General features: G+C 71.5%; 13 protein-coding genes. 5 read left to right on the top strand and 8 right to left on the bottom strand.

From position 1 onward, the window contains the following. Window positions 1-39: 39 nt before the first annotated feature. Entirely contained in the window at window positions 40-1,467 is a 1,428-nt protein-coding gene (locus tag ACFFR3_RS28405) for a penicillin-binding transpeptidase domain-containing protein (RefSeq protein ID WP_379484136.1), read from the bottom strand. Between the two features lie 36 nt (window positions 1,468-1,503). After that, the gene (locus tag ACFFR3_RS28400) at window positions 1,504-1,863 is read right to left on the bottom strand and encodes a MerR family transcriptional regulator (RefSeq protein ID WP_364369802.1); all 360 of its coding nucleotides are present in this window, start codon (window positions 1,861-1,863) and stop codon (window positions 1,504-1,506) included. Between the two features lie 93 nt (window positions 1,864-1,956). Between ACFFR3_RS28400 and ACFFR3_RS28395 the strand changes: the two genes are divergently transcribed. Next, a complete protein-coding gene (locus ACFFR3_RS28395; RefSeq protein ID WP_345389104.1) occupies window positions 1,957-2,880 on the top strand; it encodes an aldo/keto reductase in 924 nt (307 codons plus the stop codon). A gap of 13 nt (window positions 2,881-2,893) precedes the next feature. Here ACFFR3_RS28395 and ACFFR3_RS28390 read toward each other — a convergent pair whose 3' ends face one another. Then, window positions 2,894-3,535, bottom strand: a complete 642-nt coding sequence (locus tag ACFFR3_RS28390) for a TetR/AcrR family transcriptional regulator (protein WP_364369799.1) — start codon at window positions 3,533-3,535, stop codon at window positions 2,894-2,896. Between the two features lie 92 nt (window positions 3,536-3,627). Between ACFFR3_RS28390 and ACFFR3_RS28385 the strand changes: the two genes are divergently transcribed. Beyond that, window positions 3,628-4,941 carry a GH1 family beta-glucosidase gene (locus ACFFR3_RS28385; RefSeq protein ID WP_379484135.1) on the top strand — a complete coding sequence of 438 codons (1,314 nt, stop codon included), beginning with the start codon at window positions 3,628-3,630 and terminating at the stop codon, window positions 4,939-4,941. Here the strand turns inward: ACFFR3_RS28385 and ACFFR3_RS28380 are convergent. Next, window positions 4,923-5,819, bottom strand: coding sequence for a VldE C-terminal domain-containing protein (locus tag ACFFR3_RS28380; protein WP_379484134.1), 897 nt, complete (start codon window positions 5,817-5,819; stop codon window positions 4,923-4,925). The two genes, ACFFR3_RS28385 and ACFFR3_RS28380, sit on opposite strands and share 19 nt — an antisense overlap. Window positions 5,820-6,022: 203 nt before the next feature. Between ACFFR3_RS28380 and ACFFR3_RS28375 the strand changes: the two genes are divergently transcribed. Then, window positions 6,023-9,052 (top strand): M14 family metallopeptidase, encoded by a 3,030-nt coding sequence (locus tag ACFFR3_RS28375; protein WP_379484133.1) that lies wholly within the window; start codon window positions 6,023-6,025, stop codon window positions 9,050-9,052. A gap of 122 nt (window positions 9,053-9,174) precedes the next feature. Beyond that, the gene (locus ACFFR3_RS28370; protein WP_364369787.1) at window positions 9,175-10,608 is read left to right on the top strand and encodes an aldehyde dehydrogenase; all 1,434 of its coding nucleotides are present in this window, start codon (window positions 9,175-9,177) and stop codon (window positions 10,606-10,608) included. A 222-nt stretch (window positions 10,609-10,830) separates the two neighbouring features. Here ACFFR3_RS28370 and ACFFR3_RS28365 read toward each other — a convergent pair whose 3' ends face one another. From ACFFR3_RS28365 to ACFFR3_RS28350, 4 genes are all read right to left on the bottom strand, one after another. Beyond that, window positions 10,831-11,583, bottom strand: a complete 753-nt coding sequence (locus tag ACFFR3_RS28365; protein ID WP_364369784.1) for an alpha/beta hydrolase — start codon at window positions 11,581-11,583, stop codon at window positions 10,831-10,833. 49 nt (window positions 11,584-11,632) lie between these two features. Continuing rightward, window positions 11,633-11,998 carry an AMP-binding protein gene (locus tag ACFFR3_RS28360; protein WP_345389116.1) on the bottom strand — a complete coding sequence of 122 codons (366 nt, stop codon included), beginning with the start codon at window positions 11,996-11,998 and terminating at the stop codon, window positions 11,633-11,635. Window positions 11,999-12,076: 78 nt separating this feature from the next. After that, complete coding sequence (locus tag ACFFR3_RS28355; RefSeq protein WP_379484132.1) at window positions 12,077-14,491, bottom strand: LuxR C-terminal-related transcriptional regulator; 2,415 nt, start codon at window positions 14,489-14,491, stop codon at window positions 12,077-12,079. A gap of 52 nt (window positions 14,492-14,543) precedes the next feature. Further along, window positions 14,544-15,287, bottom strand: a complete 744-nt coding sequence (locus tag ACFFR3_RS28350; RefSeq protein ID WP_379484131.1) for an AMP-binding protein — start codon at window positions 15,285-15,287, stop codon at window positions 14,544-14,546. 177 nt (window positions 15,288-15,464) lie between these two features. On the opposite strand from ACFFR3_RS28350, the gene typA reads away from it, so the two are divergent. After that, on the top strand, window positions 15,465-17,315 hold the full coding sequence (gene typA / locus ACFFR3_RS28345; RefSeq protein ID WP_345389122.1) for a translational GTPase TypA: 1,851 nt from the start codon (window positions 15,465-15,467) through the stop codon (window positions 17,313-17,315). Window positions 17,316-17,336 lie beyond the last annotated feature (21 nt).

Here is a 17,336-nt window from a genome sequence, read left to right as displayed (position 1 = left end):
CGCCCAGGGCCCCGCCCACCCCAAGAGCGGACGCCGCGGTCAGGAGAGGGCGGCCTGGATGATCGAGCGGGCGATCGTGGTGACGGCGGTGGCCTGAGGGCCGGGGCGTTCCAGGACGACGCCTACCGCGACCTCCGGGGCGCCGGCGGGGGCGAAGGCCGTGACCAGGGCGTGGTCCTCCGTGAGGGGGACGCTCGTCATCGCCGCGCGGACGCCGGGGGCCGCCGACCGGGTGCCGCCGCGGCGGGGGGTGGTCGCCATCATGGCCGCGAGGTAGCGGGCCAGCGCCGGGGACATCACCGTGCGGTACGGCGCGGGCGCCGCCCGGCTCACCACCGACCGGTCGGGGAGCCGGACGTCCTCCACCAGGTACGGCCGCATCAGCACCCCGTCGTTGGCCACCGCCGCCGACAGCATGGCCACCATGAGCGGCGTGGCCAGGGTCTCGTACCGCCCGATGGCCGCGAGCGCGGTCTGCGACCTGTCGGCGGTGACCGGGTAGCGGCTGCCGGTCGCGGCCAGCGGGATCCGCAGCACGCCCGCGTTGAAGCCGAACGCCTCCGCCTGGTCCCGCAGCAGGTCGTGCCCCAGCCGCAGCCCGATGCCTGCGAAGGCGGTGTCGCAGGGCGACTGGAAGGCGTACACGAGCGTCGGGTGGGCGGAGCCGCAGCCGGTGTCGCGGACGTACGCGGACGAGCCGGGCAGCCGCAGCCGGGGCGGCGCGTCCACCAGGGCCGTCGGCGTGTACTCGCCGGAGGCCAGCGCCGCCGCGGCGGTCACCAGCTTGAACGTGGCCCCGAGCGGATAGAGCCGGTTGAGCGCCCGGTTGAGCAGCGGCCGATCGGGCGACTCGCGCAGCCGCCGCGAGGTCAGCGCGAGCCTGAGCCGGTCGAAGGTGGCCAGCGCGTTGGGGTCGTACGTCGGATGGCTGGCCAGCGCCAGCACGGCGCCGGTCGCCGGGTGGATGGCGACCGCCGCGCCGGGCACCCCCGCGGCGGCGAGCCCGTCGTGGGCGGCCCGCTGCACGCGGTCCCTGATCGTCAGCCGGACGTGGGCGCCCGCCCCGCTGCCCGCGCTGACCATCGAGCGCACCTTGACCCTGGGGTCGTCGCCGGTCAGCACGGCCTCCTGGGCCTGCTCGACGCCGGTCGCCCGGCGCAGCGACACGTGCCCCGTGACGGCCGCGTACCGCTCGCCGAAGGGGTAGACCCGCTGGTAGCGGTAGGGGCCGCCGGTGGTGGGGCGGCTGGTGGCGATGGTGGTGCCGTCGTAGGTGCGGATGTCGCCGCGCGGGTGGGCGTACCTGAGGATCAGCGTGCGCTCGTTCCTGGGGTCGGCGTCGAGCACGCGCGAGCCGAACGACTGCACCAGCGTGATGTGCGCGAGCAGCACGAACAGCATCACCGCGCACAGCATGGCTACGCGGGCCAGGGGCACGTTGATCCACCTCGCCCTCGAACCGGCCATGGTTCGAGGTGTACCAACCGCCCCGCAAAGCGGGAGCTAGAGGACGCTGCGGTAGTAGGAAATCTTGTGGTGGATGTAGCGCTGGCGCTCGACGAGGTTGCCGATCTGCGCCTGCACCGTGCGGTCGTGCTCCTCCAGCAGCTCGATGCGCTCGGGGATGGTGTGGTCGCCGGCGCGGACGAGCTCGGCGAAGCGCAGCATCGTGGCGATGGGCATGCCGGTGTCGCGCAGGCACCGGAGCATGCCGAGCCAGCCGATGTCCTCTTCGCTGAACCTGCGCTGGCCCGCCGCGTTGCGATCGACGCGTTCGAGCAGGCCGATCTTCTCGTAGTAGCGGAGGGTGTCGATGCTGAAGCCGGTCTCTTCGACGACCTCCGCGGGGGTGTACACGCTCACGGGTATCAGGATCCCACCTGGAGTGCACTCCAGGTCAACCGGATAAGGGCGCTGTTGACATGGAGTGCACTCCAGCTTCCACAGTCATGGGCCATGGACATCGCATTGGGCACCATTCCGTTCGGCACGTCCGTCGGCATGGACGAGACCTTCGCCATCCTCGACCGCTACCACGAGGCCGGCGGCACCAGGATCGACACGGCCAACAACTACCCGTTCTGGGTGGAGGGCTGCTCGGGCGACGAGAGCGAGCTGGCCATCGGCGCGTGGCTGGCCGCGCGCGGCACCCGCGACGAGATGGTGATCAGCACGAAGGTGGGGGCGCGGCCGACCGTGCCGGGCGACGTGACGCTCGACTCGGCCGAGGGCTTGTCGGCCGAGGTGGTCGCCAAGGGGGTGGAGGGCAGCCTGCAGCGCCTCGGGACGGACCGGATCGACGTGTACTGGGCGCACGTGGACGACCGGGACACGCCGCTGGAGGAGACGCTGGGGGCGTTCGACGCGGTCGTACGGGCCGGGAAGGCGCGGGCGATCGGGGCGAGCAACATGGCCGCCTGGCGGCTGGAGCGGGCCAGGAACATCTCGGCGGGGCACGGCTGGACGCCGTACACCTATCTGCAGCTCCGCCACACCTACCTGCGGCCGCGGCCGGGCGCCAGGCCGGCCGAGTCCGGTCACCGGCTGGTGAACGACGACACGCTCGACTACCTGGCCGCCGAGTCCGGGATCACGTTGTGGGCGTACAACACGCTGATGTTCGGGGCGTACACGCGGCAGGACCGGCCGATCCCCGACATCTACCACCACCCCGGCACGACGCGGCGGCTGGCCGCGCTGCGCGAGGTGGCGGGCGAGCTGGGCGCCACCCCGAACCAGGTGGTGCTGGCCTGGCTGATCGGCGGCGGCGTGGTGCCCATCGTCGGGGTCTCCACGATGGAGCAGCTGGAGGAGGCGATCGGCGGGGCGCGGCTCACGCTGGACGCGGAGCTGCGCGCCCGCCTGGACGCGGCCTGCTAGCTCTCCTGCCGGCTCATGAGGGCAGGTGGTCGGTGAGGTAGCGGCGGACGAGCTGCTTGCACTCGGCGATCAGGCCGGGGTCGCCGGCCGGGTCGGCTCTGAAGGCCAGCTTGAGCACCGCGTCGGTGGCCTCGATGGCGACGAGCAGGGCCCGGTCGAGCCCCGGGCCCGCGGGGGCGTGGAGGAGGCCGAGCATCAGGTCGCGCAGGCGCTCGGCCACCACGACGCCGTTCTCCTGGGTCTCGTCGAGCGCCCGCTTGCTGCCCCCGACGGCGGGCCCGCCCGGGGTGAGCAGCACCTCGCCGAAGTCGACGACCCCGAACCCGGGCGTGGTGCGTTTCATGTCCACGAACACGTCGATGGCCAGGTCGACGAGGTCGGTCCAGTGGCCTGGGCCGGTCTCCTGGATGCGCTGGACGACGCGCTGGAGGAACGCCTCCAGGTTGCGTCGCGCCAGCGCACGCACCAGGCCCTGCTTGTCGTGGAAGAACTGGTAGAAGGTGCCGATCGGCACCTCGGCGCGGCGGGCGACCTCCTTGGTGGTCAGCGCGTCGTAGCCGACCTCGTCGAGCAGCAGCGCGCACTCGTCGAGCATGCGTTCGACGCGCTCGACGCTCCGGCGCTGGGCGGGGCGGCGGCGCAAGGTACTGGTCATGTCCCCATCCTGACGTATTCCGGTGAGGCCGAGTCAGGATCTCCGACCTCAGATAACATGAGCCCCACTCGGGTAGCAGTGGAGGCCCAGGGATGTTTCTGTGGGGTACGGCCACGGCGGCCTATCAGATCGAGGGCGCGACCGGCGAGGACGGCAGGGGCCCCTCCATCTGGGACACCTTCGCCCGCGAGCCGGGCCGCACCCGCGACGGGCACACCGGCGACGTGGCCTGCGACCACTACCACCGCTGGCGCGAGGACGTCGCGCTCATGGCGGACCTCGGCGTCAACGCCTACCGCTTCTCGATCGCCTGGCCGCGCGTGCTGCCCGACGGCGCGGGCCAGGTCAACGGGCGGGGCCTCGACTTCTACGACCGGCTGGTGGACGCGCTGCTGGCGGCGGGCGTGCAACCGGTGCCGACGCTGTTCCACTGGGACCTGCCGCAGGCCCTGGAGGACCGGGGCGGCTGGCTGAACCGCGACGTGGCGGAGCTGTTCGCCGACTACGCCGGCGTCGTCGCCGCCCGCCTCGCCGACCGGGTGCCGCTGTGGATCACGCTCAACGAGCCGTTCGTGCACATGGCCTTCGGCTACGCCATGGGTCTGCACGCCCCCGGCCACGCCCTGATGACCGGCGCCCTGCCCGCCGCGCACCACCAGTTGCTCGCCCACGGCCGCGCGGTGGCGGCGCTCAGGGCGGCCGGCGCGCGCCAGGTGGCGCTGACCAACAACTGCACCCCGGTCTGGCCCGCCTCGTCGCGGGAGCAGGACGTACGGGCCGCCGAGGCGTACGACATCCTGCACAACCGCCTGTTCACCGACCCGGTGCTGACCGGCGCCTACCCCGACCTGTCGGCCTACACCGGCGACCTCGACTTCGTCAGGGACGGCGACCTGGAGACCGTCTCGGCCCCCATCGACGCGCTGGGCGTCAACTACTACAACCCCACCCGCATCGCCGCCCCCACGGACGAGGGCCTGCCGTTCACCGACGCGGGCATCACCGGCCACCCCACGACCGCCTTCGGCTGGCCGGTCGTCCCCGACGGCCTGCGCGAGCTGCTCACCGGCCTGAAGTCACGCTACGGCGCCGCGCTCCCGCCGATCCTCGTCACCGAGAACGGCTGCTCGCAGCCCGACGTCCCCGGCCCGGACGGCACGATCGACGACGCCGGCCGGATCGCCTTCCTCGACGGTCACATCGCCGCGCTGCGCCGGGCCATGGACGAGGGCGTGGACGTGCGCGGCTACTTCGTCTGGTCGCTGATCGACAACTTCGAGTGGGCCGAGGGCTACCACCAGCGCTTCGGCCTCGTGCACGTGGACCACGCGACGCAGCGGCGCACGCCGAAGCGCTCGTACCACTGGTACCGGGACTTCCTGCGGGCTCAGAACACCGACACGTGAACGTGGTCGTAGTGGTTGGCCGTCACGCCGCCGCGGTTGGACATCGGGTCCCAGCCGCCGCCTGAGCGGATGTCGTAGTAGCGCTGCTTCCAGATGATGTACATGACGCCGATGCGGGCGCCGTTCTTGATCAGCCAGGCGGCCAGCGCGTCGCCGTTGGCCGCGTCGGAGCCGGCGGCCATGGTGCCGCCTCTGGACATCATGAAGTCGCAGGCCCGGCCCTTGCCGTGTTCGCCGGGGTCGCCGGGGCGCAGGCAGCCGACGCCGTACTTCATGGGGAAGTTGGCCATGATCTCCGCGCGGACCTGGATCATGCGCTGGGTCAGGCCCTCGGCGCCGCCGGGCTGCTGGAAGCCATATTTGGCGAGCAGCTTCTCGATGTCGGTGCGCTTGGCCTGGAGCCGCTTGATCTCCTTGGCCATCTTCTCGACCTTCTTGTTGGCGTTGAGCTTGGCCTGCTTGGACTTCTCGATGAGCTTCTTGATGCTCTCGACGCGCCTGGCCCGCTCGTTGGCCATGTACGCCATGTTCGCCGCCTGCCCGAGCACCTTGTACGGGTCGCCGGACGGCGTGATGAGCTGGAGGCCGTCGAGTGGCCCGACCATGTAGGAGGTCTGGGCGATCCGGCTGACCTCCTCCTGGGCGGCCTTGAGCTGGGCCTGCAGCGTGCCGGACGTGGCGCTGGCGCGCTTCACCTGGAGCTTGATGTCCTCCAGGCTCTGGAGCTGGCCGCGGTAGAGCTTTTCGAGCTGGGCCGCCTGCTTGGTGAGCCTGCGCAGCTCAGCGGGTGAGGGATCGGCTGCGGCGGAAGGCGGGGTGGGGAGTCCGAGCAGCCCGGCGAGCACGGCGACGAGAACGGCGAGCCGCCAGATTCTCACACCCGTCCCCTCCCCTCATAGACGGACCGAAACTATAGAAGATGATCTTGATTCCTGTCATCCGAACGACCGAACTGCTGCACCTTTGATGGGGTTTTTTGGCTTTTGTCCGACATAAGCCCGACCTAAAAGTTGGGCCTTCCCGGGAGCGCTCCAAAGGTCTGAGATGGCGATCGATTCCCGTCTCTGCGAAGGGGCAGACCGTGTCTCGATTACTGAAGCTCACCGCGGCCGTCACCCTCGGCCTGGGCACGTCCGTCGTGGTGGTCACACCGCCCGCGCACGCGGCCGTGGCCCCCCTGCCGCCCCGCGACCGCATCGAGCTCTACGAGCTCGACAGCCCGCCGGGCACCGCGCAGCAACTCAGAGAGAAGGGCTTCGACGTCGTCCAGCAGGAGAACGCGGACGGCAAGGAGCACATCGAGCTGACCGCCGACCGTACGGACCTGGACGCCCTGGCCAAGCTCGGCCACCGCCCCGAGCCCGTGCGCAACGCTCAGGGCCAGACCCAGCTGGAGGCCGCGCGGGCGCAGGCCGCCGGCGGCCACACCGTCTTCCGGTCCTACTCCGAGCGCGGCGGCATCGCCGACCAGCTCAAGGCCATCGCCCAGGCCCACAAGGACGTCGTCAAGGTCCAGTCGATCGGCAAGACCCTGCGCGGCCAGGACATCCTCGCCGCCAAGGTCACCACGGGAGCCCGATTGCTGCCCGACGGCCTCAAGCCCTCGACGCTCTACTCGGCCACCCAGCACGCCCGCGAGTGGATCGCGACCGAGGTCGACATGCGGCTGCTCAAGTACGTGGTCGCGAACAAGTCGAAGCTGCGCGACCTGCTCAACAGGGTCGAGCTGTGGTTCGTCCCCGTCGCCAACCCCGACGGCTACGACTTCACCTTCACCGAGGGCAACCGCCTGTGGCGCAAGAACCTGCGCGACGTGAACGGCGACGGCCAGATCACGACGGGCGACGGCGTCGACCCCAACCGCAACTTCCCGACGAACTTCCACTACGACGAGGAGGGCTCGTCGAGCATCCCGAGCAGCGAGACCTACCGCGGCGCGGGACCGGCCAGCGAGCCCGAGACCAGGGCCATGGACGGCCTGCTGCGCCGGATCGGGTTCGAGACGCAGCTCAACTACCACTCCTACGGGCCGCTGCTGCTCTACCCGAGCGGCTTCCAGATCGCCACGGAGACCGCGGACAACCCCATCTACGAGGCGCTGACCGGCGACGACGCCCGGCCGGCCGTCCCCGGCTTCGACCCCGACCTGGGCGCCGAGCTCTACACCACCAACGGCGACACCAACGACCACGCCCACGCCAAGTACGGGACGCTGTCGTGGACGCCCGAGCTGAACGAGGGCTGCGACGGCTGCGGCTTCGTCTTCCCCGACGACGAGGCGCTGGTACAGGCCGAGTTCGAGAAGAACCTGCCGTTCGCGCTCGACGTCGCGAAGTCGGCGGTCAACCCCGTCGAGCCGGTCACCCACCTGGGCAACAGGACGCCCGACTTCGTGCTCGACCCGTTCGAGGTCAGCCACGGCAGGAGCCAGGTCGTCCAGGTCAACGCCAAGCGCAAGCTCGGCCCGGTCCTCCTCAACTACCAGGTCGGCAACGGCCGCACGAAGACCGTCCCGACCAAGGAGTGGAAGGGCGGCGAGCGGTACGGCAAGGGCTACGACCGCTACTACCACCGCCTGCGCGGCACGATCACCGGCACCAAGCCGGGCGACAAGGTGAAGGTCTGGTTCACCTCGATCGGCAGGAAGAGCGGCGGCTTCACCTACACGGTCGCCTCCGACATCGGCGGCAAGGTGCTGGTGCTCGCCGCCGAGGACGTCACCGGCCCCAGCCCCGCCCAGGAGGGCGCCGAGGCCAGATACGCCGGCGTCTACACCGCAGCCCTCCAGGCCGCCGGCTACAGCACCGACGTGTACGACATGGACAAGATGGGCCGCCAGGCCCCGCACCCGCTCGGCGTGCTCAGCCACTACAAGGCGGTGGTCTGGGAGACCGGCGACGACATCATCCCGAGGTCGGAGGGCCAGGTGCCGGGCACCACGTCGAAGGCCGGCGTGGACACCGAGCTGGCCGTGCGCGACTACCTCAACGAGGGCGGCAAGCTGCTGCACGCCGGGAAGTACCCGTCGTACGCGGCCAACTTCAACGGCTCCTACTACTACGAGCCCGACCAGCCGGGCAACCCGGAGTGCACGGTGCCGGACGACCCGCCCTGCATCCCGGTGTTCAACGACTTCCAGCAGTACTGGCTGGGCGCGTACGTGTTCTTCGACGACGCGGGCACCGACCAGGCGACCGGGCAGCCGTACCCGCTGACCGGGGTGGGCGGCGCGTTCGACGGCTTCGCCGCCACGCTGGAACAGACCCACACCAACTCGTTCGTGGCCACCTCCGCGGTGCTGCCCGCCGCGCGGTTCCCCAGGTTCGCCGGCTCGGCCCCGGTGAAGTGGGGCAGGCCAGGTGGTCCGTTCGACCCGCACACCGGCTCCTGGGACGTCTACAGCGGCATCGCGGACGTCTCCTGGAAGCGGCTGACCAGGACGATCGACCTCACCGGCAGGACCAGTGGTGAGCTGTCGTTCTGGACGTCGTACGACACCGAGTTCCACTGGGACTTCCTGACCGTCGAGGCCAGGACGGCGGGCGGCGACGACTGGACCACGCTGCCGGACGCCAACGGTCACACCACCCAGGAGGCCGGCGACAGCTGCCTGGTCGAGAACAGTGGCGGCTGGCGCACGATCCACCCGTTCACGCAGCGCTACCAGGGCGTGGACTGCGAGCCGACCGGCAGCTCGGGCGCCTGGCACGCGGCGTCGGGCAACTCGGCGGGCTGGCAGCAGTGGCGCGTCGACCTGACCCCGTACGCGGGCAGGCAGGTCGAGGTGTCGATCTCGTACATCAGCGACTGGGCCACCCAGGGCGCGGGCGTCTTCCTCGACGACGTCACGGTGACCCTGGACGGCGCGGCGGCCATGACGACCTCGTTCGAGAGCGACCTCGGCGGCTGGGCGGTGGGCGCGCCGCCCGAGGGCACCTCGCCGTCGATCAACGACTGGTTCCGTACGGACCAGGTCTTCGAGGAGGGCGGCGGCATCACCACGGAGGACACCGTCTACCTCGGCTTCGGCGTGGAGAGCGTGACCGGTCAGGCGGCGGGTACGGACCTGCTCAAGAGGTCCATGCGGCACCTGCTCGGCCCCTCGCGCTAGAGCCCATCGAGGGGTGCGGCCCCGCGCCGCGCCCCTCTTGCGTGCACGGACAGAACATGGTTCGGTCACCTTGAGGCACACCTGGAGCAAGCAAGCATTCGGTCAAGCAGGAGGTCCACGTCATGCGCCAGCACGACACGCTGTTCATCGGGGGCGAATGGGTGGCCCCAGCGGGCACCGGGACGATCGACGTCATCTCCCCCCACACCGAGGAGGTCGTCGGCCGGGTGCCCGACGGCACCCCCCAGGACATGGACCGCGCCGTCGCCGCCGCCCGCCAGGCGTTCGACCACGGGCCGTGGCCGCGCATGACGTTCGCCGAGCGGGCCGAGGTGATCGGCCGGCTGGCCGCGATCTACAACGAGCGGCAGGGCGAGATGGCCCAGCTCATCACCGAGGAGATGGGCTCGCCGATCACCTTCTCCAACCTCGCCCAGGCGCCGCAGCCGCTCGGCATGCTGCAGTTCTACGCCGAGCTGGGCAAGACGTTCGAGCAGGAGGAGCAGCGGCCCGGCATCTTCGGGCCGATCACCGTGCGCAGGGAGCCCGTCGGCGTCGTGGCGGCCGTGGTGCCGTGGAACGTGCCCCAGTTCGTCACCATGACCAAGGTCGCGCCCGCGCTGCTCGCCGGGTGCACGATCGTGCTCAAGCCCGCGCCCGAGACGCCGCTCGACGCGTACCTGCTGGCCGAGTGGGCGGCCGAGGCCGGGGTGCCGGCCGGCGTGCTCAACATCGTGGCGGCCGGCCGCGAGGCCGGCGAGCACCTCGTCTCGCACCCCGGCGTGGACAAGGTCGCCTTCACCGGCTCCACCGCCGCGGGCCGGCGCATCGCCGCCATCTGCGGCGAGCAGCTCAAGCGGGTCAGCCTGGAGCTGGGCGGCAAATCCGCCGCGATCATCCTCGACGACGCCGACCTGAACGCCAGCATGGGCTTCCTGTCGATGGCCTCGCTGATGAACAACGGACAGGCGTGCGTGGCCCAGACCCGCATCCTCGCCTCCCGGCAGCGCTACGACGAGGTCGTGGACGCCATCGCCGGCATGGTCACCTCGCAGCCCGTCGGCGACCCCGCCGACCCCGCCACCGGCATCGGCCCGCTCGTCGCCAAACGGCAGCAGGACCGCGTCGAGGGCTACATCAGGATCGGCATGGAGGAGGGCGCCAAGGTCGTCGTCGGCGGCCTCGACCGGCCGCGCGACAAGGGCTGGTACGTCTCCCCCACCGTCTTCGCCGGCGTCTCCAACGACATGCGCATCGCCAGGGAGGAGATCTTCGGGCCGGTGCTCGCGGTCATCCCGTACGAGGACGAGGCCGACGCCGTACGCATCGCCAACGACAGCGACTACGGCCTGGCCGGCACGGTGTGGACGGCCGACTCCGAGCACGGCATGGAGGTGGCCCGCCAGGTGCGTACGGGGACGTACGGGGTGAACTGCTTCATGCTGGAGACCAACGCCCCCTTCGGGGGCTACAAGGCCAGCGGCATAGGCCGCGAGCTGGGTCCCGAGGGGCTCAACGGCTACCTGGAGTACAAGACGATCGCCCGCCTGGGCTGAGGCCGTGCCTGAGAGGGGCCTCCCCCCCGGAGGCCCCTCTCGGGCGGACCTAGCGCGCCCCCGCGACGCTAGGTCCCGCCGGCGGCGGAGCACCATGCGTGACGCGACCGCTACGGACCGACCACAGCAGTATGTCCCACGGCAAGAGCAACGACACTTTGCTCCCCCGGAGACTTTCTCCCGGCGGTTTCCATCCGTACGCCGCAGGATGACGGGTATTACTCAGGAAGGGTGAGTTGTCAGCCACTTGCCGATCCGGCGGATGAGATCGGGGGTCGCCGCCGACTCCGCGTGCCCGAAGCCGGGCTCCACCCACAGCTCCTTCGGCTCCTTGGCGCCCGCGTACAGCTGCTGGGCGTGATCCAGCGGGAAGAAGTGGTCGGCGTCGCCGTGCACGATCAGCAGCGGCACCGGCGAGATGAGCCCGGCCGCCTCGTGCGGCGGCATCGGGATCGGGTCCCACTGCCCGCGCGCGATGCGGGTGCGCTTGGCCACCCTGGCCGCCCACCGGCCGACCGGCTGCTCGATCGCCCAGTGCACCTGCCGCATCGGCCGGGTGCCCCGGTAGTACCAGCGGGCCGGGCCGCTCACCGCGACCACCGCGTCCACGCCGCCGCGCAGCCCCGCGTGCCGCACGGCCACCGCCGCGCCCATGGAGAAGCCCACCACCGCGACCCGCCGGTAGCCGATCACCCTGGCGTGCCTGACCGCCGCCTCCACGTCGAGGATCTCCAGGTCGCCGACCGTGGTCTCGCCGCCGGAGCGGCCGTGGCCCCTGAAGTCGAAGGCCACCACGCCGCCGTAGCGGCTCAGCACGTGGACGATGCGGCGGGCGCTGCGCTCCCGCCACGAGCCGGTGAAGCCGTGCGCCACGACGATGCCGAGATCGGTGCTGATAGAGGGGGTGTGCGCGGCGTCGATGCGGACGCCGTCCTCGGTTCTGAGCATGACGGGGAAGCTGGGCGCGAACGGCATGACACGAGCTTAGATTCGCCGCCCCCCGGTCCTCGCGCGACCCTCCAGCTCAGGGGTGCCGCGGCACCAGATCGGCCATGCTCACCACGATCCGCACCCGCGACTCCTCGGCCGCGTCGAGCGCCTCGCGGACGTTGGAGATCATCACCCGGGCGCCGCTGTCCAGGATGCGCCGGCGCAGCTCGGCCGCGTCGAGATGGGCGGGCAGCGGCCACACCACGCCGCCCGCGGCGATCACCGCATCGGTCGCCACCAGCAGGTCGGGCCCGACCGGCAGGCAGATGAGCACGGTGTCACCCGCGCGCACCCCGCTGCGCCGCAGCTGGACGGCCGCGACCGCGGACCGCTCGTCCAGCTGCTCCTCGGTGAGCTTCAGGCCGGTGCCGGAATCCACCATCACGATGCGCTCATCCATGGGGAACACCGTAAGGAGGGTGACCTGTGCACACATGGGGCGGAATATGCAGATCCGTATGCAGAAGCGGCCGCTCCGTTACTGGGCGGACCTGGGCTGTTCCGCCGCCCACACCGCGATCTGCGCCCGCGAGGTGTAGCCCAGTTTCTCCATGATGTTGGCGATGTGGCGGGCCACCGTGGCCGGGCTGATCACCAGCTCCTCGGCGATCGCCCGGTTGGACAGACCCCGGGTGAGCAGGCCGGCGATCTCCAGCTCGCGGGCGGTCAGCAGCGAGCGCCTGACCGGCTCGGCCGGCGCGGGCGCCGCCGCCGGTGGCCGCGCGCCCTCCAGCACGTGGCGCGCCGCGTCGTACGGGCGCGTCGCCCGCCCCCGCGACCACAACGCGGTGGTGCGGCCCTCGCCCAGCTTCGTCCTCGCCCGGCCGAGCAGCTCTTCGATCCTCCTCGTGGCCGCGTGCTGGCCGATCGACTCGCGCAGGACGGCCGCCGCCGCTGCCGCCAGCACCGCGCCCTCCAGGTCGCCCTCGCACTCGGCCAGCACCGACAGCCCCACCAGGCAACGGGCCACCCCCTGGCGCTGCCCGGTCGCCCGGCCCAGGGCGAGACTGGCGGCCAGCCGCTCGCGGGCCACGCCGAACTCGTGCAGCAGCGCCGCCACCCGGCCGATCCTGGCCAGGCAGCGCGCCAGCTCCAGGTCGCCGCCCAGCTCGCGCAGCCACGGCACGGCCCGCTCGTACTGCTTCTTGGCGGTCACCAGGTCGCCCCTGGCCTCGGCCACGGAGCCGAGCTGGGCGGCGGTGCGCGCCATGATCCAGCGGTGGCCGTGCTCGCGCGCCCGCGCCAGCGCGTCCTCGCCGAGCCGCTGCGCCTCGCGCAGCCGGCCGCGGACCAGCGCCACCGCCGACAGCCCCGCGAGGCCCGCCGCCTGGTTCCATGTGTCGCCCGAGCGGATGGCCAGCGCGAGGCCCTCCTCGGCGTGGTGCAGCGCCGCCTCCGCCCGCCCCATGCGCAGCAGCACCACGACCATGAGGCTGTGCATGACGCAGCGCGGGAACACCTGGTCGGGAGGCAGCCCGGCCAGGCTGCGCCCGGCCATCTCCAGCGACCTGCTCAGCTCGTCGCGCGCTTCGAGACCATAGGCGAGGTACGCCTGCGAGTGGGCGACCTCCTCGGCCGGCACGTCACCGGGGTCGAGCGAGAGCAGCCGCTCGACCCAGCCGACGATCTCCGTCACGTTGCCGCCCAGCGGCAGCAGGCCCGTGCTCGTGCGGCACAGCCGCAGCCCCATGACCACGTTGCTGGACTCGGCGGCCCAGTCGAGCGCCAGCCGCTGGTCGTCCATCAGGCCGCGGCTCGCCCTGGCCGCCGCCAGCCTGCGCGACCACGGCTGCCTGGGCTCCACCATCTCGACGGCGAAGTGGCGCTCCATCAGGTCGCAGAGCACGTGCAGGTGCCGCTCGCGCAGCGCGCCGCGCTCGCCCGCCCGGTCGAGGCGTTCGAGCGCGTACCGCTTGATGGTCTCCAGCATCCAGTAGCGGCCGCGGGCGCCGTCGCAGAGCACCAGTGACTTGTCCACCAGGCCGCCGAGCAGGTCGAGGATCTCGTCGGCCGCGATGGGCGGCGCCGCGCACACCCGCTCGGCCAGCTCCAGGTCGAAGTCGCCGGCGAACACCGACAGCCGCCGCAGCAGCACCTGCTCCCCGGGCGAGAGCAGGTCGTAGCTCCACTCGACGGTCGCGAGCAGCGTGCGCTGCCGGGCGGGGGCCGTGCGCCCGCCGGTGGTCAGCAGCGAGAAGCGGTCGTCGAGGCGGCCCGCGATGCGGGCGGGGCTCAGCACGGTCGTACGGGCCGCGGCCAGCTCGATCGCCAGCGGCAGCCCGTCGAGCGCCCGGCACAGGCGCACCACGTCGGGCAGGCTCTCGGGCCCCAGCCGGGTGCCGGCCGCCGCCGCCCGGTCGAGGAACAGCCGCACGGACTCGGCGTCGGCGGTGGCCTCCTCCGGCACGTCGAGCGGCGGCACCCGCCAGATCAGCTCGCTGGCGATGCGCAGCGGCTCTCTGCTGGTGGCCAGCACGCGCAGCGACGGGCAGGCCGACACCAGCGCCGCCGCGACCTGCGCCGACCTGTCGACGAGGTGCTCGCAGTTGTCGAGCAGCAGCAGGCAGCGCTGGTCGCGCAGCCGGGCGGTGACGGTGTCGAGGAGCGGGGCGCCCTGCTCCTCCGCCACGCCGAGCACCTGGGCGATCTCCCGCTCGACCAGCTCGGGCCGGGCGATCCTGGCCAGCTCGACCAGCCAGACGCCACCGGGGAAGGACGGCACGAGCCCGGCCGCGACCCGCAGGGCCAGCCGGGTCTTGCCGATGCCGCCCACCCCGCACAGCGTCACCACGCGCGTCTCGCCGATCAGCTCGCGCAGGTCGTCGAGGTCACGCTCACGTCCGACGAACCGGTTGGGCTCGACCGGCAGGTTGTGCTGGGGGGAATCTGGCATGTGCTCACCCTGCGTCGCGGAAGGATCACACTCTCGCACAGTGTCGCACTTTTCACAGGCCAAGCGAACTGACGACCGCCCTTTCGTCGACGACCCGCAGGGTGGGGTCGCCCAGCAGCCTCCTGGCCAGGTCGTAGGGGGCGACGACCACCGTGGCCCGCCGTTCCTGCGCCAGCACCCGGCAGCCCACCAGGCTCGGCTCGTGGGCGACCACGACGTGGGCGCCCGCCGTCATCGCTAAATCGATCGTGCGCAGGCCGCGGAACGGCTCGCTGACCGCGCTGATCAGCACGTCGTCCTTGCCGACGACCAGACGGGTGGCGAGCCTGCGCAGGTCGGTCGCCAGCTCGGCGTTGTCGAGCAGCCGGGAGCCGTCGAGCGTGAGCGCGGGCCCGGCCAGCGGGCCGAACTCGACCGCCGCCGGCCCCACCAGCTCGCTGAACGGCCGGGCCCCCGGGACGGGACGGAAGGAGAAGACGAGGTCGGCCTTGACCGCGGCCGGGTCGTAGCGGTCGTAGGTGATCGAGATGCGCGACTCGCCGTGGCTGCCGAGCACGGCGATGCCGCCCGCCCAGGCCACCGCGTGCACCGCCACCGGCAGGGCCGCGCCCAGCGGGACGTCGACGAGCACCCGCTCGCCGTAACGCAGGCCCTGCGCCTGCAGCCCGGCCGCCGCTCTGGTCACCCGTCTGGAGAAGGCCGCGTAGGACAGCACCTCGCCGGTCCTGACGTCGCTCACCGCCGGCTGATCGCCCTGCATCGGTGCCGCCGCCATCACGAGCTCTGTCCAGGTCATGCCGCCAATCTAGGGATCCGGGCCGCACTTGCCATGCGCAGGATTGTGCAGGCCGCTATGTAGTCGCGGGCCGTCGCGGAGGTTCCCGGCTCGCGCCTGCCAGCCGAGGGGATCAACTAGACTTATGAGGTCGCGACTTCGCGCGGCCGCCCCCACGACACAGAGCGAGACGTCATCATGCCTTTGAACAGCCGCGACGACCTGCGGAACATCGCGATCATCGCGCACGTCGACCATGGCAAGACCACGCTGGTCGACGCCATGCTCTGGCAGTCCGGGGCCTTCCGCGCCAACCAGGACGTCGACGACCGCGTCATGGACTCCAACGACCTCGAGCGCGAGAAGGGCATCACCATTCTCGCGAAGAACACCGCCGTCCAGCACGGCGGCATGACCATCAACATCATCGACACGCCGGGCCACGCCGACTTCGGCGGCGAGGTCGAGCGGGGGCTGTCGATGGTCGACGGGGTGGTGCTGCTGGTCGACGCGTCCGAGGGGCCGCTGCCGCAGACGCGGTTCGTGCTGCGCAAGGCGCTGGCCGCGAAGATGCCGGTCATCCTGTGCATCAACAAGGTCGACCGGCCCGACGCCCGCATCAAAGAGGTCGTCGACGAGGTCTACGAGCTGTTCATGGACCTCGACGCCACCGAGGAGCAGATCGACTTCCCGATCGTCTACGCCTCGGCCAAGGCCGGGCGGGCCTCGATGGAGCGTCCCGACGACGGCGGCATGCCCGACTCCGAGGACCTCGAGCCGCTGTTCGACATCATCAAGTCGACGATCCCGGCGCCCACCTACGACCCGAGCGCGCCGCTGCAGGCCCACGTCACCAACCTCGACGCCTCCTCCTACCTCGGCCGCATCGCGCTGTGCCGCATCCACCAGGGGGTCATGCGCAAGGGCCAGCAGGTGGCGTGGTGCCGCACCGACGGGTCGATCCAGCGGGTGAAGATCACCGAGCTGCTGATGACGCAGGCGCTGGAGCGCAAGCCGGCCGAGGAGGCGGGCCCCGGCGACATCATCGCGATCGCCGGCATCCCCGAGATCATGATCGGCGAGACGCTGGCCGACCCCGACGACCCGCGCCCGCTGCCGCTGATCACCGTCGACGAGCCGGCCATCTCGATGACCATCGGCACCAACACCTCGCCGCTGGTCGGCAAGGTCAAGGGCTCGAAGGTGACCGCCCGCATGGTGAAGGACCGGCTGGAGAAGGAGCTGGTCGGCAACGTCTCACTGCGCGTGCTGCCCACCGACCGCCCCGACGCCTGGGAGGTGCAGGGCCGCGGCGAGCTGGCGCTGGCCATCCTGGTCGAGCAGATGCGCCGCGAGGGCTACGAGCTGACGGTCGGCAAGCCGCAGGTGGTCACCAAGGTCATCGACGGCAAGGTGCACGAGCCGGTCGAGCGGCTGACGGTCGACTGCCCCGAGGAATACCTGGGCGCGGTCACCCAGCTGCTGGCCGTGCGCAAGGGCCGCATGGAGCACATGACCAACCACGGCACCGGCTGGATCCGCATGGAGTTCGTGGTGCCGGCCCGCGGGCTGATCGGCTTCCGCACCGAGTTCCTCACCGAGACCCGTGGCACGGGCCTGGTGCACCACGTGTTCGACTCCTACGAGCCGTGGTTCGGCGAGCTGCGCACCCGCAACAACGGCTCGCTGGTCGCCGACAGGTCGGGCCCGGTCACCGCGTTCGCGATGCTCAACCTCCAGGAGCGCGGCACGCTGTTCGTCTCGCCCGGCACCGAGGTCTACGAGGGCATGATCATCGGCGAGAACTCCCGCTCCGACGACATGGACGTCAACATCACCAAGGAGAAGAAGCTCACCAACATGCGCTCCTCCACGAGCGAGGAGACGGAGAAGGTGATTCCGCCGCGGGTGTTGTCGCTGGAGCAGGCGCTGGAGTTCATCCGCGAGGACGAGTGCGTGGAGATAACGCCCGACCACGTACGCATCCGCAAGGTCGTGCTCGACGCCGCCACGCGCGGCCGGGCCGCGGCCCGCGCCAAGCGCGCCTGACGCACGATTCCCTGCAAGCCG

The organism is Nonomuraea salmonea, from assembly GCF_042428605.1.
In the GTDB taxonomy this organism is placed as follows: domain Bacteria; phylum Actinomycetota; class Actinomycetes; order Streptosporangiales; family Streptosporangiaceae; genus Nonomuraea; species Nonomuraea salmonea.
Note: the sequence above shows the minus strand (reverse complement) of the source record. Positions and strands in the feature narration are given on the sequence as shown.

Bases quoted from the DNA above. Each gene is read 5' to 3' on its own strand.
- ACFFR3_RS28405 (WP_379484136.1), bottom strand. From the start codon at position 1,467: ATGGCCGGTTCGAGGGCGAGGTGGATCAACGTGCCCCTGGCCCGCGTA.
- ACFFR3_RS28395 (WP_345389104.1), top strand. From the start codon at position 1,957: ATGGACATCGCATTGGGCACCATTCCGTTCGGCACGTCCGTCGGCATG.
- ACFFR3_RS28390 (WP_364369799.1), bottom strand. From the start codon at position 3,535: ATGACCAGTACCTTGCGCCGCCGCCCCGCCCAGCGCCGGAGCGTCGAG.
- ACFFR3_RS28385 (WP_379484135.1), top strand. From the start codon at position 3,628: ATGTTTCTGTGGGGTACGGCCACGGCGGCCTATCAGATCGAGGGCGCG.
- ACFFR3_RS28370 (WP_364369787.1), top strand. From the start codon at position 9,175: ATGCGCCAGCACGACACGCTGTTCATCGGGGGCGAATGGGTGGCCCCA.
- ACFFR3_RS28365 (WP_364369784.1), bottom strand. From the start codon at position 11,583: ATGCCGTTCGCGCCCAGCTTCCCCGTCATGCTCAGAACCGAGGACGGC.
- ACFFR3_RS28360 (WP_345389116.1), bottom strand. From the start codon at position 11,998: ATGGATGAGCGCATCGTGATGGTGGATTCCGGCACCGGCCTGAAGCTC.
- ACFFR3_RS28355 (WP_379484132.1), bottom strand. From the start codon at position 14,491: ATGCCAGATTCCCCCCAGCACAACCTGCCGGTCGAGCCCAACCGGTTC.
- ACFFR3_RS28350 (WP_379484131.1), bottom strand. From the start codon at position 15,287: ATGACCTGGACAGAGCTCGTGATGGCGGCGGCACCGATGCAGGGCGAT.
- typA (WP_345389122.1), top strand. From the start codon at position 15,465: ATGCCTTTGAACAGCCGCGACGACCTGCGGAACATCGCGATCATCGCG.